This is a genomic window from Streptomyces sp. NPDC056628, from assembly GCF_042792555.1.
GTDB lineage: Bacteria > Actinomycetota > Actinomycetes > Streptomycetales > Streptomycetaceae > Streptomyces.
Map to the genome: position 1 here is coordinate 1 of NZ_JBHTWG010000036.1, position 15,104 is coordinate 15,104.

Annotated in this window: 15 protein-coding genes; 6 read left to right on the forward strand and 9 right to left on the reverse strand. The window is 73.4% G+C overall.

From position 1 onward, the window contains the following. Together ACFRAC_RS30280 and ACFRAC_RS30285 are read right to left on the reverse strand one after the other, a co-directional pair. Nucleotides 1-647 (reverse strand): maltotransferase domain-containing protein (locus tag ACFRAC_RS30280; protein ID WP_382935077.1); only part of this gene is annotated, 647 nt, incomplete at its 3' end. Nucleotides 648-717: 70 nt separating this feature from the next. Further along, a complete protein-coding gene (locus ACFRAC_RS30285; RefSeq protein WP_382935081.1) occupies nt 718-1,020 on the reverse strand; it encodes a DUF5133 domain-containing protein in 303 nt (100 codons plus the stop codon). Nucleotides 1,021-1,327: 307 nt separating this feature from the next. On the opposite strand from ACFRAC_RS30285, the gene ACFRAC_RS30290 reads away from it, so the two are divergent. Both ACFRAC_RS30290 and glgX read left to right on the forward strand, forming a co-directional pair. Continuing rightward, nucleotides 1,328-1,840, forward strand: coding sequence for a pep a2 (locus tag ACFRAC_RS30290; protein WP_382935085.1), 513 nt, complete (start codon nt 1,328-1,330; stop codon nt 1,838-1,840). Further along, nucleotides 1,837-4,035, forward strand: coding sequence for a glycogen debranching protein GlgX (gene glgX, locus ACFRAC_RS30295; protein WP_382935090.1), 2,199 nt, complete (start codon nt 1,837-1,839; stop codon nt 4,033-4,035). The genes ACFRAC_RS30290 and glgX overlap by 4 nt, the downstream gene beginning before the upstream one ends. 18 nt (nt 4,036-4,053) lie before the next feature. On the opposite strand, the gene ACFRAC_RS30300 is transcribed toward glgX, so the two are convergent. Beyond that, entirely contained in the window at nt 4,054-4,854 is an 801-nt protein-coding gene (locus ACFRAC_RS30300) for a VOC family protein (protein WP_382935094.1), read from the reverse strand. Between the two features lie 167 nt (nt 4,855-5,021). Here ACFRAC_RS30300 and ACFRAC_RS30305 point away from each other — a divergent pair, with 167 nt between their 5' ends. Continuing rightward, complete coding sequence (locus ACFRAC_RS30305; RefSeq protein WP_382935098.1) at nt 5,022-5,354, forward strand: ANTAR domain-containing protein; 333 nt, start codon at nt 5,022-5,024, stop codon at nt 5,352-5,354. Nucleotide 5,355: 1 nt separating this feature from the next. Here the strand turns inward: ACFRAC_RS30305 and ACFRAC_RS30310 are convergent, their stop codons facing one another. Beyond that, a complete protein-coding gene (locus ACFRAC_RS30310) occupies nt 5,356-6,162 on the reverse strand; it encodes an RNA polymerase sigma factor SigF (protein WP_382935103.1) in 807 nt (268 codons plus the stop codon). A gap of 416 nt (nt 6,163-6,578) precedes the next feature. Here ACFRAC_RS30310 and ACFRAC_RS30315 point away from each other — a divergent pair, with 416 nt between their 5' ends. Beyond that, nucleotides 6,579-7,097 carry a hypothetical protein gene (locus ACFRAC_RS30315; RefSeq protein ID WP_382935106.1) on the forward strand — a complete coding sequence of 173 codons (519 nt, stop codon included), beginning with the start codon at nt 6,579-6,581 and terminating at the stop codon, nt 7,095-7,097. Between the two features lie 22 nt (nt 7,098-7,119). On the opposite strand, the gene hemC is transcribed toward ACFRAC_RS30315, so the two are convergent. From hemC to ACFRAC_RS30335, 4 genes are all read right to left on the reverse strand, one after another. After that, nucleotides 7,120-8,055 (reverse strand): hydroxymethylbilane synthase, encoded by a 936-nt coding sequence (gene hemC, locus ACFRAC_RS30320; RefSeq protein ID WP_382935122.1) that lies wholly within the window; start codon nt 8,053-8,055, stop codon nt 7,120-7,122. Between the two features lie 63 nt (nt 8,056-8,118). Beyond that, nucleotides 8,119-8,895 carry an NPP1 family protein gene (locus ACFRAC_RS30325; RefSeq protein WP_382935127.1) on the reverse strand — a complete coding sequence of 259 codons (777 nt, stop codon included), beginning with the start codon at nt 8,893-8,895 and terminating at the stop codon, nt 8,119-8,121. 135 nt (nt 8,896-9,030) lie between these two features. After that, a complete protein-coding gene (ligD, locus tag ACFRAC_RS30330) occupies nt 9,031-10,011 on the reverse strand; it encodes a non-homologous end-joining DNA ligase (protein ID WP_382935136.1) in 981 nt (326 codons plus the stop codon). Between the two features lie 249 nt (nt 10,012-10,260). After that, entirely contained in the window at nt 10,261-10,866 is a 606-nt protein-coding gene (locus ACFRAC_RS30335) for a DNA polymerase ligase N-terminal domain-containing protein (protein WP_382935142.1), read from the reverse strand. Between the two features lie 164 nt (nt 10,867-11,030). Between ACFRAC_RS30335 and ACFRAC_RS30340 the strand changes: the two genes are divergently transcribed. After that, nucleotides 11,031-12,002, forward strand: coding sequence for a TauD/TfdA dioxygenase family protein (locus tag ACFRAC_RS30340; protein WP_382935146.1), 972 nt, complete (start codon nt 11,031-11,033; stop codon nt 12,000-12,002). A gap of 4 nt (nt 12,003-12,006) precedes the next feature. Here ACFRAC_RS30340 and ACFRAC_RS30345 read toward each other — a convergent pair whose 3' ends face one another. Next, entirely contained in the window at nt 12,007-12,885 is an 879-nt protein-coding gene (locus ACFRAC_RS30345) for an alpha/beta fold hydrolase (protein WP_382935238.1), read from the reverse strand. A gap of 185 nt (nt 12,886-13,070) precedes the next feature. On the opposite strand from ACFRAC_RS30345, the gene ACFRAC_RS30350 reads away from it, so the two are divergent. Further along, nucleotides 13,071-15,023, forward strand: a complete 1,953-nt coding sequence (locus tag ACFRAC_RS30350; protein ID WP_382935149.1) for a BTAD domain-containing putative transcriptional regulator — start codon at nt 13,071-13,073, stop codon at nt 15,021-15,023. Nucleotides 15,024-15,104 lie beyond the last annotated feature (81 nt).

Below are 15,104 nucleotides of genomic sequence, written 5' to 3' on the forward strand. Positions count from 1 at the left end.
GGGAAGAACTCGTACCACGCCCCGTACAGGGCGCGTTCGCGCTCCACCAGCAACGGCAACGGCTCCGACGCCGTCACCAGATCCCGCACCGGATAACGCCCCAGCACCGCGTCCACGTTGGCCGCGAAGGCCGCCGACAGACGGGACACCGGCGGCAGCGAGTCGTCCCGCAGGGCCTCGGCGGCGGCGAGCAGCGCCGACCGCTCCGACGCGTCGGGCACGCCGGCGGCGGCGCGCTCGTACAGCTCGCCGCCCTCCTCCAGCACCAGCCCGACGTCGATGCCGGCCGGGACCTTGATACGGGCGGTGTGCCGCCAGGTGGCCACCGGGTCGCTCCATGCCTCCACGTGGAACGTCCAGGTCCCCACCGACGACGGGGTCACCTTGGCACCCCAGCGGTCACTGGCCGGCGCGAGTTCGTGCATCGGCGTCCAGGGACCCGGACGGCCCTTCGGATCGGTCAGCACGACGTTGGCGGCGACCGCGTCATGGCCCTCCCGGAACACGGTGGCGGTAACGTCGAAGGTCTCGCCGACGATCGCCTTCGCCGGATGCCGGCCGTGCTCCACGGCCGGCCGAACGTCCCGTACCGGGATACGGCCTACGGCCCCGGCGCCGGCGCCGGTCCTGCCCTTGGTCCTGCCCATGGTTCACCTCCACCGTGCTCGAGGCCGGGTACGTGGCCCGGCCGGGGATCCGAACTCTGCCGGAAGGCGGTTACCTTCCCGCGTGGAAACGCCGACGCGTCAGCGGCCGGCCCCGCCCGGCCGCGACGCCCACCGCCTGCGGCCGTTCCTCCTGCTCCAGCGGGTGGGCCGACGGGGTGTCGCGCAGGTACTGCTCGGCCGCGTCCGCGGCTTCGCGAGCGCAACGCTTTCCCATCAGGACGCAAAGGGTGTAACCGGTGTCCTCGAAGGTGGCACGCACCGTTCGGTCGGCCGGGGCCGCCAGCATGGCGCGTTCCCAGGCTCGGTACCGCCGCAGCAGGCGGGCGACTTCGGCTTTGGCCGGTAGCAGCATGGCCCCGCTCACCTTCCACTTCCGGGCTCGATGGCGCGTCTCCCGACCGTCGGGCGGCACCCGTGCATGCGGGCACACACGGGTCCGTCGCGGGCATCGAGGTCTTCACACATGGTGCATGGTCGGCGACGCAGCGTCCTGTTGGATCTTCAACTACTTCCTCACCCGTTCGCTCGTGTTGCACGAATGGCGTACAGGATTCACGCTGAAGTGACTCAGAGGCGATCAATGCTCACGCTCCGCACTCGGGGCCACGTCCCGCAGGGACGAGGAGAGCGGGAGCTTTCGCGGTGAGGAGGTAACGACGGTGAAGACCGCAGTGCCCTGCTACTACCACCTCGATGTGGAAGTCAGCCCTGAACGGGTCGGTCAGGTCAGCCGAATTCTGGCCGCTCACCTCAGGTACTGGGACCTGGAGACGCTCGTCGAACCCGTCCGCCACGGCACCGAGATGCTGCTGCGGGCCATCGACGAGCACGCGAAGGACAAGAACACCTCGATCGAGATGTGGTGGAACGGACAGCACCTCATCACCGCCGTCGGTGACAACGACCGGGCCCTGCGCCCGGACCACGAACTGCGCGCCTGCCTGCGCCACCTCGCCGCGATGAGCGACGGCTGGGGCTGCTGCGCCACCGAGACCGGCAGCAAGGTCATCTGGTTCTCGCAGCGGGCCCGCGCCGGCGAACGCGCCCCCCTCGTGCCGACCGCACCCGCGCCCAGCCTGCGCGAGGCGCTGCGCGTGCCCCGGGCGACGCCCGTCGCGGCCCTGGCCGACGCGGCCGGGGTCCGGGACGGCGTCCTGGAGGAGGCCCGGTGACGGCACGCAAGCGCCGCAAGGACCTGAGCACAGGGGTGTCCGCCTGGAGCGGGCACCCCTACCCGCTGGGCGCCTCCCACGACGGGCAGGGCACTAACTTCGCCCTGTTCAGCGAGGTCGCCGAACGCGTCGAGCTGGTCCTGGCCGACGACGAGGACCGGCACACCGTCGTTCCGCTGACCGAGGTCGACGGGTTCGTCTGGCACGGCTACGTGCCCGGCGTCGGCCCCGGGCAGCGCTACGGCTACCGGGTGCACGGCCCCTGGGACCCCGGCCTCGGCCACCGCTGCAACGCGTCGAAGCTGCTGCTCGACCCGTACAGCCGGGCCGTCGACGGGCAGGTGGACAACCACGCCTCGCTCTTCGAACGCACCGCGGGCGGCCCCTCCCCGGCGGACAGCGCCGGGCACACCATGCTCGGCGTGGTGACCGACCCGCACTTCGACTGGGGTGAGGACCGGCCCCCCAGACGGCCGTACGCCGACACCGTGATCTACGAGGCGCACGTCCGCGGACTCACCCGCACCCACCCCGACGTCCCGCCCGAACTGCGCGGCACCTACGCCGGACTCGCGCACCCCGCGGTCGTCGAGCACCTGACAACCCTCGGGGTCACCGCCGTCGAGCTGATGCCCGTCCACCAGTACGTCCAGGACGGCGTGCTCCTCGACCGCGGACTGTCCAACTACTGGGGCTACAACACCATCGGCTTCTTCGCCCCGCACAACGCCTACGCCGCCCGCGGCACCCGCGGCGAACAGGTCACCGAGTTCAAGGCGATGGTGAAGGCGCTGCACGAGGCCGGCCTCGAGGTCATCCTCGACGTGGTCTACAACCACACCGCCGAGGGCAACGAACACGGCCCCACGCTGTCGTTCCGCGGCATCGACAACGCCTCGTACTACCGCCTGGTCGACGGCGACTGGGCCCACTACTACGACACCACCGGCACCGGCAACAGCCTGCTGATGCGCCACCCCTACGTGCTGCAGCTCATCATGGACTCGCTGCGCTACTGGGTCACCGAGATGCACGTCGACGGCTTCCGCTTCGATCTCGCGGCCACCCTGGCCCGGCAGTTCCACGAGGTGGACCGGCTCTCGGCGTTCTTCGACCTGATCCAGCAGGACCCCGTGATCAGCAGGGTCAAGCTCATCGCCGAGCCGTGGGACGTCGGCGAGGGCGGCTACCAGGTCGGCAACTTCCCGCCGCTGTGGTCGGAGTGGAACGGCAAGTACCGCGACGCCGTACGGGACTTCTGGCGCGGCGAGCCCGGCACGCTCGGCGAGTTCGCCTCCCGGCTGTCCGGCAGCCCCGACCTGTACGCGCACAGCCGGCGCCGCCCGCGCGCCAGCGTGAACTTCGTGACCGCACACGACGGGTTCACCCTGCGTGACCTCGTCTCCTACAACGACAAGCGCAACGAGGCCAACGGCGAGGGCAACCGGGACGGCGAGAGCCACAACCGGTCCTGGAACTGCGGTGCCGAGGGCGAGACCGACGACCCGGCCGTGCTCCGGCTGCGGGCCCGCCAGCAGCGCAACTTCCTCGCCACGCTGCTGCTGTCACAGGGCATCCCCATGCTCTGCCACGGCGACGAACTCGGCCGCACCCAGCGGGGCAACAACAACGCCTACTGCCAGGACAACGAGATCTCCTGGACCGACTGGCGTCTCACCGACGAGCAGCGCGCGCTCGCCGACTTCACCCGATACGTCATCGGGCTGCGCGCTGCTCACCCCGTCCTGCGCCGGCGCCGCTTCTTCAAGGGGGAGACGGCCACCCGCCCCGACCAGCCGCTGCCCGACCTGGTGTGGTTCTCACCGGACGGCCGCGAGATGGACGACGACGACTGGCAGAGTCCCGACGCCCGCGCCGTGGCGGCCTTCCTCAACGGCGACGCGATCGCCGAACCCGACTGGTGCGGCCGGCCCGTCGTCGACGACTCGTTCCTCCTGCTGCTCAACAGCTACTGGGAACCGGTCGAGTTCCAGCTGCCGGCCGCCGGCTACGGCGAACGCTGGACGACGCTGATCGACACCGCCGAGCCGCAGGACCCGCCGGACGAGACGGAACACAAGGCCGGTACGGCCCTCCTGGTCGAGCGCCGCAGCCTGGTGCTGCTCTCCCGGCCGTCCCGCGTCGCCGCCGCGACCGAGCGCGGCGAACCGGACCGGGACGGGCGGCAGCCGTGACGCCCCGCGCCGCGGCCGCTACCGGCCGCGGCGCGAGGTCACGGTGAACTGGGCGCCGTCGGGGTCGCGCAGCACCGCCTCCTCGGGGCTCAGCGACAGCACACTGCCGCCGTTCAGCTCCGCGGCCCGCGCGCACCCCGGGGCGTCGGCCACCGCGAAGTGCACCTGCCAGTGCGGCCGGATCGTCGGGTCGGGCGCGGACTCCAGGGCCCCCGACTCGATCCGGGCGACCACGTCACCGTGGCTGCGCAGCACGACCTCGCCGCCCTCGTAGTGGACCTCGCAGCATCCCTGCCGCTGGTTCGCCCACTCGAGCACCTCGCCGTAGAACATGGCGGCGTCGAAGGCGTCGCGGGTGTGCAGCCGGATGAAAGTCGGTGCGGCGCGGCGCCAGGTCTCCCAGTTGGAGATGAGCTTGCCCTCCCACACGCCGAAGGTGGCGCCGTCACGGTCGGCGAGCAGGGCGGCGCGCCCCGGCGTCAGGGAGAGCGGCCCGACAGCCGTGGTGCCGCCGCGCTCCGCCACCCGCGCCACGGCCTCGTCCGCGCTGCGGACCGCGAAGTACGGCGTCCAGGCGACGGCCGTCTGCCACATCGAGGCGACCGCGGCGATGCCGGCCACCGGCACGTCGTCGGCCAGCGCCACCCGGAAGCGGTCCCCGAGCGTGGCCTGCCGCCAGCGCCAGCCGAGCACCGCCGAGTAGAAGTCCTGCGCCGCCTCCAGACCCCGACTGGTCAGGCTCACCCAGCAAGGCGCGCCGAACACCGAGTGTGTGGACACGACCTCGGCCGTGCTCCGTGGGGTTCTCGCATCGTTCATGTGTCGCGTCCTGGATCTCGCACGGCCGACGGCCACCGGTCTTCGTCACAGTGTCCAACCGGAACCGCTCCGCGGCCTGTCGAGTACCCCCGGCGTGGCGCCGAAACGATGCGCCGAACCGTCCGGGTTCACTGGCGCCGGCCCGGCGGGACGGAGAGGATGGTGCCGTGACGCCTCACCCGAGCGAGCCGCCCGACGACAACGCCCGCATCACCGAGCTGGAGGAGGAGGTCGACCAGCTCCGGCACGCCGTGGGCGCGCACGCCGTCGTCGACCAGGCCATCGGCATGGTCGTCGCGCTCGGCAGGGTGGCCCCCGAGCAGGGGTGGGCGGTCCTGAAGGAGGTCTCGCAGCACACCAACATCAAGCTGCGCGAGGTCGCGGAACTGATCATCCTGTGGGGCAGGGAGGGCGAGATGCCCGCCGAGATCCGCGTCGAGCTGCAGGAGGCCCTGGAACGGCACGGCCCGACGCAGATCCCGGAGTCGGGTCAGGACTGAGCTACTGAGCCGCGGACGTCCCCGCCTCGGCCAGCAGCTCCTCGCGCAGCTGCGCGAAGCAGCCGCTGAGCAGCCGCGAGACGTGCATCTGCGAGATGCCCAGCTGCTGCGCTATCCGGCTCTGGGTCATCCCGCCGAAGAAGCGCAGGTACAGGATGGTCCGCTCGCGCTCCGGCAGGCGCCGCAGGCACGGCTCGACGGACACGCGGTCCACGACCACCTCGTAGCCCGGGTCGGGGCCGCCGAGGGCGTCCCCCAGCGCGTACCCGTCCGTGCCGGGCATCTCCGCCTCCAGCGACAGCGCGGAGAAGCACTCCAGGGCCTCCATCCCGGCGCGCACCTCCTGCTCGGTGAGGTGGGCGTGGGCGGCGATCTCGGCGAGGGTGGGCTCGCGGCCCGGGGTGGTCTGCGCGAGTTCCTTGGTGGAGTTGCGGACCCGGTTGCGCAGGTCCTGGACCCGGCGGGGCACGTGCAGGGTCCACATGTGGTCGCGGAAGTGCCGCTTGATCTCACCGGTGATGGTGGGCACGGCGTACGCCTCGAAAGCGTGCCCGCGGGCGGGGTCGTAGTGCTCGACGGCCTTGACCAGGCCCAGGGCGGCCACCTGGTACAGGTCCTCGAGCGACTCGCCGCGGCCCTTGAACCGGACCGCGATCCGCTCGGCCATGGGCAGCCACGACCGGATCAGCTCCTCCTTGAGCGCCTTGCGCTCCGGCCCGTCGGACAGGGTCACCAGGCGCTGGAAGGCGCGGGCGGTGTCCGGGGCGTCGTCGTGCGGATGCTGCTTCGTCCTGGTGGGGGCACTCATCCGAGCGCACCTCCCTCAGCAGGTGCCGACTGGACAGACACCGTGGGAAGCGCGAACTCGGACCTGAGGAGAAACACCCAGGGGGCTGACCCGCTCCCACGGACGTGCCTCCTGTCCGAAGCACATACCTGAAGTTCCCGTACAAACGGCATTTGAAACGCATTTCGTGAATAGCACTGCATGTCGCTGCCGGGTGACGGTGTGTCCCGTGTGGACGATGAGCCCGATGATCTTGGCCGGGAACGTGATGTGCGGCACGGTGGTCGACGAGCCGGGCCGAGGCCGGGACGGATTGTTCCTGCCCACGGCTTGATCGGTGATCAAGGGTGCGAATGGGCTGGCCACAGCGCATTCCACTCATTTGACAGTGCACTGAGCACAAAGATAGGAAGCAGGCCCAGGACGAGAGGTGGATTGTGTACGAGCCGAACGTGGTCGGGGACTGGCACGAGTACGACGAGCATGCCGGTCTGCGTGTCCGCGTCCACGGTCTGGAAGCCGCCGAGCCCCCGCGCGGACGCGACGACGCCGCCGAGGGCCTGACGTACTTCCGGCTGCGTGTCACCGTCGAGAACCGCGGTGAGCGGCATCTCGGCATCCACCTCGAGGACGGCCAGATCGACGTGCGGATCGGCCGCGACGGCGAGGCCGCCTTCATCGACTGGCGGAACTCGCAGTTCATCGAGGGCTTCGACGTCTACCCGCTGCGCCGCGTCACCGCCGTCCTGTACGCCGCGGGCACCGAGGACAGCCTGCGCCAGGTCGACGTGCAGATCCAGCTGAGGGTCGAGGAGGAATGGGCCGACCGCCGGCTGTGGGCCGGTGGCCTGGGTCTGCAGGAGCCCCTCGGCCTTCACGCCGGCACTCTGCGCGACGGCCTCGCGCTCCAGGTCAGCGACTTCCTGCGGGAGCAGGCCGAGGAGGGCACCGCCTGACGCGGCGCCCCCTTCGGCGTCCTCAGTGCGGGATGCCGTCGATGACCTCGCGGGCGCCCTGCCGCAGCAGTGCCACGGCCACCGACGTGCCCAGCGTCGCCGGGTCCAGCCGGCCGGCCCACTCGTGGGCGTTCAGCCGGGTCTTGCCGTCAGGGGTGAAGACACAGGCCCGCAGGGACAGCTCGCCGCCGCGGTCGACGCGCGCGTAGCCCGCGATCGGGCTGTTGCAGTGGCCCTGCAGGACGTGCAGCAGCATGCGCTCCGCGGTCGCCTCCCGGTACGTGTCCGGGTCGCCGAGGCCGCTGACGGCGTCGATCAGGTCGCTGTCGCCCTCCCGGCACTGGAGGGCGAGGACGCCCGCGCCGATGGGCGGCATCATCGTCTCGGGGGAGAGGACCTCGCTGATCACGCCCGTCCGCCCGATGCGCTCCAGGCCGGCCACCGCCAGCAGCAGGGCGTCCGCGTCACCGGCCGCCAGCTTCTCCAGCCGCCGGTTGGCGTTGCCGCGGAACGGCACGCACTCCAGGTGCGGGTGCGTGGCCGCCAGTTGGGCGACGCGGCGCACCGAGGAGGTGCCGATCCGGGTGCCGGCCGGCAGCTCGTCCAGGGTGAGCCCGCCGGGGTGGACCAGCGCGTCGCGGATGTCGTCCCGCTGGAGGAACGCGGCGAAGGTGGTGCCTGCGGGCAGCGGCCGGTCCGCCGGGATGTCCTTGAGGCAGTGCACGGCGAGGTCCGCCTCGCCGGCCAGCAGGGCCGCGTCCACCTCCTTCGTGAACGCGCCCTTGCCCTCCACCTGGGACAGGTCGCCCAGCCACTTGTCGCCGGTCGTCCGCACGGGCACGACCTCGGTGCGGACACCGGGGTGCAGTGCCGCCAACTCGACATGGACGCGCTCCACTTGGGCGAGCGCCATGGGTGAGTCACGGGACACGACACGGATCAGTTCAGGCACGGACATGCCGCCACCATAGACCCTCCCGCGCCACCGCCCGGACGCGTCGGCGCGGTTGGGCCCCACCCGTCAGGCGTTCGGGTCGAACGCGATGCCCGACGGTTTCGCGGACGCCAGGTGGCTCGTGAAACTCCCGTCCTTCAGCCCGAAGTGGGCGCTGCCGAAGTCGTGCGCGACCAGCTTGTCACGCAAGCCCGGCGGGTAGCCGTTCCAGCCGACCAGCGGCGGGTACTGCCAGGTCCCCTTGTGGTTCTCCGGCGGTTCGTCGTTCGCGCCGGCCAGGCGGAAGCAGTGCGTGCTGACGCCGTCCTTGTGGTACACGACCTTCGCGTGCGTGCCCTCGAAGCGCACCGACGACGCCGCGTGGACGGTGAACGAGCCGTGGTTGGACGTCGAGACGTACCGCACGGCGTCGCCCTGCACCCACACCACGACGTGCTCCCAGTCGTGGCGGTGCCCGCCGAGGCTGACGCCGGGCAGCGCCTGGTCCTTCTCGAAGTACAGGCCGTACAGATAGGCGCACCAGCCGTTGTTGCACTTGAAGCGGCTGTAGGCGTTGGTGTTGTCGAGGTCCGAGGCGTCCCGGCAGTTGCCGTTGAGCGCGCCCGTCGGGTTGAGGCCGCTGTTGACGGTGCCGTCCGGGCCGATGGCGGCGGACGAGTAGCAGCCGTCGGTGTCGTAGTCGAAGGCGGGCTGGTACGCCCGCTCGGCCGACTCCGCGTTGCCGGGCAGCGCCGGGGGCGGGGCGGCCCAGGCCACCGCGGGGAAGGCGACGACGAGCGCGGCGGCACCGGCCAGACCGGTGAGCCACCTCCTGCGGTGCGTACGGAACGTCTGTGACGACACTGCGTCTCCTCGGGATCCGGCGCAGCCCAACGGCTGTGGGGGGAAAGGCAGTTCAGCATCCCCGCTTTTCCCGCGCGCGCCAAGGGCCCCGTAGGCCACGGACGGTGAAGAGTGGTGGAACGAACGGCGCTGCTCTCAGCGGGCGTTCGGCAGGTACGCCGACGACTCCTCGGGTGTCAGGTCCGGACGCAGCCGCAGCCAGGACGGCTGGCGCAGCATCCCCGACCTCGTGCGGACGCTGTACCGGACCTCGCCGACCAGCCGGGGCACCACCCAGCGGGCGTCCGCCACCCGGGGCACCGGGTCGAACGGGCAGTCCGCCGTGGCGGCGGCCCGCAGCAGCCCGGCCAGCTCGGTGCGCTCGGCCTCGCTCCAGCCGGTGCCCACACCGCCGACGTAGCGCAGGGTCCGCCCGGCTCCGTACTGACCCATCAGCAGGGCGCCCGGCAGACCGGTGAGCCGCCCCTTGCCGGGCAGCCAGCCCCCGACGACCACGTCCTCGCTGCGCATGTTGCGGATCTTGATCCAGGAGCGGGAGCGCACGCCGGGCTCGTACGGCGAGTCCAGCCGCTTGCACACCAGCCCCTCCAGGCCGTGCTCGCGGGTGGCCTCCAGCGCCTCGGCGCCGTGCCCCACCAGTGCCGTCGGCGTCGACCAGGACGGCCCGCGCAGCCCCAGCTCCTCCAGCCGCCCGCGCCGCCGGGAGTACTGCAGGTCCACCAGGGAGCGGCCGTCCAGGTGCATCACGTCGAACAGCACGAGGTGGACGGGGGTGCCGGCGGCCATCCGGGCCGCCTTCGCCGGCGCGTGCGCGAGCCCCATCCGGGACTGCAGCAGCTGGAAGTCGGCGCGCCCCTCGGCGTCCAGGGCCAGGATCTCCCCGTCGAGTACGGCGGGTGTACCGGCCAGCGCCTCGCCCAGCGGCCGCAGTTCGGGGTAGGCGGCCGTGATGTCGTCGCCGGAGCGGGCGCGCAGCAGCAGCCCGCCGTCGCCGTCCAGGTAGAGCACCGCCCGCTGCCCGTCCTGCTTCGTCTCGTACGCCCAGCGCGCGTCCTGCGCGGCGGGCGGCAGCTTGCCGGGCGTCGCGAGCATCGGCGGGATCAGGGGCAGGCTCACGGGTCAGTACTCGACGGCGGCGCCCGCGCTCACGCGCCCCCGCCGTCCTTTTCGCCTGATCGGAGGGTGGCGGCCGCCGCCACCGGGTTCAGGGGCGTCCGCTTCGTCATCGGCCGGGACGGCACCGTCCCGGAGGTCGTCCGCGGCGAACCGCGGGTGAACACCCACGCCGACCGGGCCCTCGCCGCACTGCGCCGCGGCCGACGAGGCACCGTCCGTCGGGCACGCGTACGGCCGGAGCCCGTACCGTCAGTCCGTGCCGCCGTCCGCGGCGACCTGGGCGAGGGTGCGGCCGCTGCGGACCGACCGCGCCCGGTACGGGTCCGGCGTGCCGTGCCCGTGGGCGCCCCGGCCCGCCCTGACCAGCAGCCACGCCTCCCGTTCGTCCTGTTCGCGGCGGAGCCGGGTGAGGGCGAACTCGCCGTGCAGTTTCGAGCCGTGCAGCCGGAACCTGGCGTGACCGCGCTCCAGCGACTCGGCGAAGTCCACGGGCCGCCCCTCGCGGTCGTGGCTGAGCGGTTCGTACGTCCCGCCGTCCCAGACGATCACCGTGCCGCCGCCGTACGCGCCCTTCGGGATCACGCCCTCGAAGTCCTCGTACTCCAGCGGATGGTCCTCCGTCGGCAGGGCGAGCCGCTTGTCCCTGGGGTCCCCGGACGGTCCCTTCGGCACCGACCACGACCGCAGCACGTCCCCCACCTGCAGCCGGAAGTCGAAGTGCAGGGAACGGGCGTCGTGGATCTGCACCACGAACCGGGGTGCCCGCCCCCCGGACGCCCCGCGTCCGCGCGGCTCCCGTGTCCGGTCGAAGTCGCGTTTGCCGCGGTACTCCCGCAGCCGGTCCCTCTCGGTCACGCCTGTCTCCTTCCCGAGCGGGCCGGGTACCCCACCGCGGCGCCGGCGACTCCCCCCAGGGGAGTCGCCAGGGCCGCCGGACGCTGCCACGATCATCCCGACGGCCGGCCGCCACCCCCCGGGGCCGGCACGGACGGATGACGGACGACCGACGGAGTGTGCTGATGACCAGGGAGCAGGCCACCAAGGACGCGACGCGCGCCACGGCGATCGAGGTGAAGCCGGTCGCCGGGCACATCGGGGCGGAGATCACCGGCGTCGACCTCGCCGGTGGGCCGGACGACGGCCAGGTCGCCGCGATCCGTGCCGCGATGCTGCGCTGGAAGGTCGTCTTCTTCCGGGACCAGCGGCTCGACCACGCCGCCCACGTGGCGCTCGCGCGCCGCTTCGGGGAGCCCGTCGTCCTGCGGCGCCGGGGCAGCGCCTCACCCGAGGGGTACCCCGAGATCGAGACGACGGCCGACCGGCTGGAACTCGGCGGCAGGTTCGGCATGGAGCACGACGAATGGCTGCGGCGCCGCCGCCACCACCTGCTGCGCGGCTGGCACTGCGACCACGGCGCCCGCGTCGATCCGCCCGCCGCGACGATCCTGCGCGCCGAGACCGTGCCCCCGTACGGCGGCGACACCACCTGGGCCAACCTGGCCGCCGCCTACGCCGGGCTCTCCGAACCCGTCCGGCGGTTCGTGGACGGGTTGCGAGCCGAACACCGGCTCGGCGTCGGCTACCAGCCCCGGCCCGGTGACGACGCCTACGTCCGGCATCTGCTGGACCATCAGGTCGCCTCCCTGCACCCCCTGGTGCGCGTCCACCCGGAGACGGGGGAGCGGGTGCTGTACGTCAACGGCTACTACGTGGAGCAGATCGACGGACTCTCACGCGCCGAGAGCGGCGCCGTCCTCGGGATGCTGCTGGAGCAGGCCGTACGGTCCGAGTACACGGTTCGCTTCCGCTGGGAGCCCGGCAGCGTCGCCTTCTGGGACAACCGGGCCACCATCCACCTCGCGCCCGGCGACACCGCCCACCTCGACGCGCCCCGCGTCATGCACCGGGTGATGCTCGCCGGGGACGTGCCCGTCGGCGTCGACGGCACACCCTCGAAGCCCCTCACCGGCACGGCACCGGGCCGCTGGTGACGGCTCAGCGCCCGAGCAGGTCCCGCAGGGCCTTCACCACCTCCCCGGGCGCCTCCTCGGCCATGAAGTGACCGCAGGTCACCGTCGTGTGGCGCAGATCGGGGGCCCAGGCCCGCCACAGCGCGGCCGCGTCGAAGCCCAGGGCCGCACCCCAGTCCTGCTGCAGGACACCGACCGGCATGCGCAGGGTGCGGCCCGCGTCCCGGTCGGCCCGGTCGTGCGTGACGTCGATGCCCGCCGAGGCGCGGTAGTCCGCCACGATCGAGGGCACCGCGGCCCGGCAGGCCGACAGATAGGCGGCCCGCACGTCGTCCGGGATCGCCTCCGCGTCGGCGGTCCACAGGTCCAGGAAGTACCCGAAGAACGCGTCCGGGTCCGCGCCGATCATGCGCTCCGGGAGACCGGGCGGCTGCGCCATCAGATACAGGTGGAAACCGACGGCGGCGCCGACGCCGTGCATCACGTCCCACATGTCCAGCGTCGGCAGCACGTCCAGGCACGCCAGATGTGTCACCGCCTCCGGGTGGTCCAGCGCGGCACGGAACGCCACCAGCGCGCCCCGGTCGTGCCCGGCCAGCGCGAAGCGGTCGTGCCCGAGCCGGCGGGCCAGCTCGACGACGTCCGCGGCCATGGTCCGCTTCGCGTAGACGGAGCCGTCGGTCTCCGCCGGTCTGTCGCTGGCGCCGTAGCCGCGCAGGTCCGGGCAGATCACCGTGTGGTCGGCCGCCAGATCGGCGGCCACGTGCCGCCACATCAGATGCGTCTGCGGGAAGCCGTGCAGCAGCACGACGGCCGGGCCGGAACCGCCCACGGCGGCGTGCAGCGCCACGCCGTCGGCGACGGGGACACGGTGCCGGTCGAAGCCGGGGATGACGGGAGTCATGGCGGTCATGGCGTCGCTCCTTCCAGGAGCGTCGGGGGAAAGGGACACGCACCGATCCTCGGGGCCCTCGATGAGCAGGCGATGAGCACGCGCGCCGCACCCCCGGCCGGCCGGGCACTATCGTGGAAACCGCCGCGGACCAGCCGTTTCCGCCGGCGGCCGGCGACCCGCGACGGAGGAGGGCGATGACGGACGTGGGTCCTCGCTTCGGGGTGCTCGGGCCGGTGACGGCCTGGGACGCGGACGGCGACACGATCGCGCTGAAAGGCCCCAGACACCGCTCCGTGCTGGCCCGCCTCATCGTCGCCCGCGGCCGGGTCGTCCCCGTCTCCCGTCTCGTCGACGACCTCTGGACGGACCCGCCGGACGACGCCGTCGGTGCCCTGCGCACCTTCGTCGCCGCCCTGCGCCGCGCCCTCGAACCCGACCGCCCGCCCCGCACCCCCGCCCGGCTGCTAGTCACCGACGGCCCCGGCTACGCCCTGCGGGTCCCCGCGGACTCCGTCGACGCCCGGCGCTTCGAGCAGGACGTCTCCGACGCCGCCGCACTGCCCGCCCAGGAGGCGGCCGTACGCCTGGACGCGGCGCTCGGCCGGTGGCGCGGCCCCGCCTACGCCGGGTTCGCCGACGAGCCGTGGGCCCGCGCCGAGGCCGACCGGCTGACCGAGCTGCGCCGGCACGCCCTGGAACTGCGCGCCGAGTCCCTGCTGGCGCTCGGCCAGGCCGACCGGGCGGCGGCGGACCTGCGCGCGCACACCGCCGAACACCCCTGGCGGGAGAACGCCTGGCGGCTGCTCGCGCTGGCCCTGTACCGCACCGGCCGGCAGGCCGACGCGCTGGACGTCCTGCGCAGGGCCCGGGCCCTCCTCGCCGACGAACTCGGCGTCGACCCCGGGCCCGCACTGCGCTCCCTGGAGGCAGACATCCTCCGCCAGTCCGAGCGCCTGGGCCGCGCCGGCACCCCCGCCGCCCGCGTCTGGGAGCAGGTCGCCGCCGCCTACGACCGCGCCGTCGCCCCCGACGCCCGGGCCCGCCTCGACTCCACCGCCGGCCTGCTGCGCACCCTCGCGCTGACCGGCGGCACCGGCCTGCCGGCCGCCCGCGCCCTGCGCCTCGACACCCTCACGGCCGCCGAGGAACTGGGCGACCCCGAACTGACCGCCCGGATCATCGGCGCCTACGACGTCCCGGCGATCTGGACCCGCCTCGACGACCCTGACCGCGCCCGGCGCGTCGTCGCGGCCGCCGAACGCACGCTCGCCGCGCTCCCCGGGGACGGCCACGACGCGGACCGGGCCCGGCTGCTCGCCACCGTCGCCCTGGAGTCCCGCGGCACCCGCGACCCGCGCGGACCCGAGGCCGCCCGCCGGGCCGAGGACCTCGCCCGCCGGCTGGACGACCCGGCCGTCCTCGCCTTCGCCCTCAACGCCGTGTTCATGCAGAGCTTCGGGCGCACCGGGCTGGCGCCCCGCCGGGACGCCATCGGGGCGGAACTCGTCACCCTGTCCGCCCGGCACGGCCTGTCCTCCTTCGAGATCCTCGGCCACCTCGTCCGCCTCCAGGCCCGCAGCGCCCTCGGCGACTTCACCGCCGCCGACCGGCACGCGGCCGCCGCCGGCGCCCTGGCCGCCCGGCACGAACGCCCGCTCGTCGCCGTGTTCACCGGCTGGTACGCCGCGCTGCGGCTCGACGCCGCGGAGCACGCCCCGCCCGCCGAGGCCGAGGCCGCCTACCGGGACGCGGCGGCCCTCCTCGACGGCGCCGGCATGCCGGGCCTCGCCCACGGACTGCCCGCGCTCGCGCTGCTGTGCCTGCGGCTGCGGCACGGCCTTCCCCTGGACGCCGGCGACGACCCGGACTGGGGGCCCTACGCCCCCTGGGCGCGGCCCCTGCTCCTGCTCGACCGGGGCCGCCGCGCCGACGCCCTCGCCGCCCTGCGCGCCACCCCTGAACCGCCGCCCGACCTCCTTCAGGAGGCCCTGTGGTGCCTCACGGCACGCGCGGCCGCGGCCCTCGGCGACGAAACGGCGCTGACGCGTGCCCGCACCGCCCTCGCCCCGGCCGCGGACGAACTCGCCGGAGCGGGCAGCGGACTGCTCACCCTGGGCCCCGTCCGCGACCACCTCGGCCCGGGCTGACCGCTTCCGGCCCGGCCGGTGAACCGTTCGACGCGACGGGCCGTCGTACAGGGCAGTGATCGACGACGCCGCTGCGGGTAC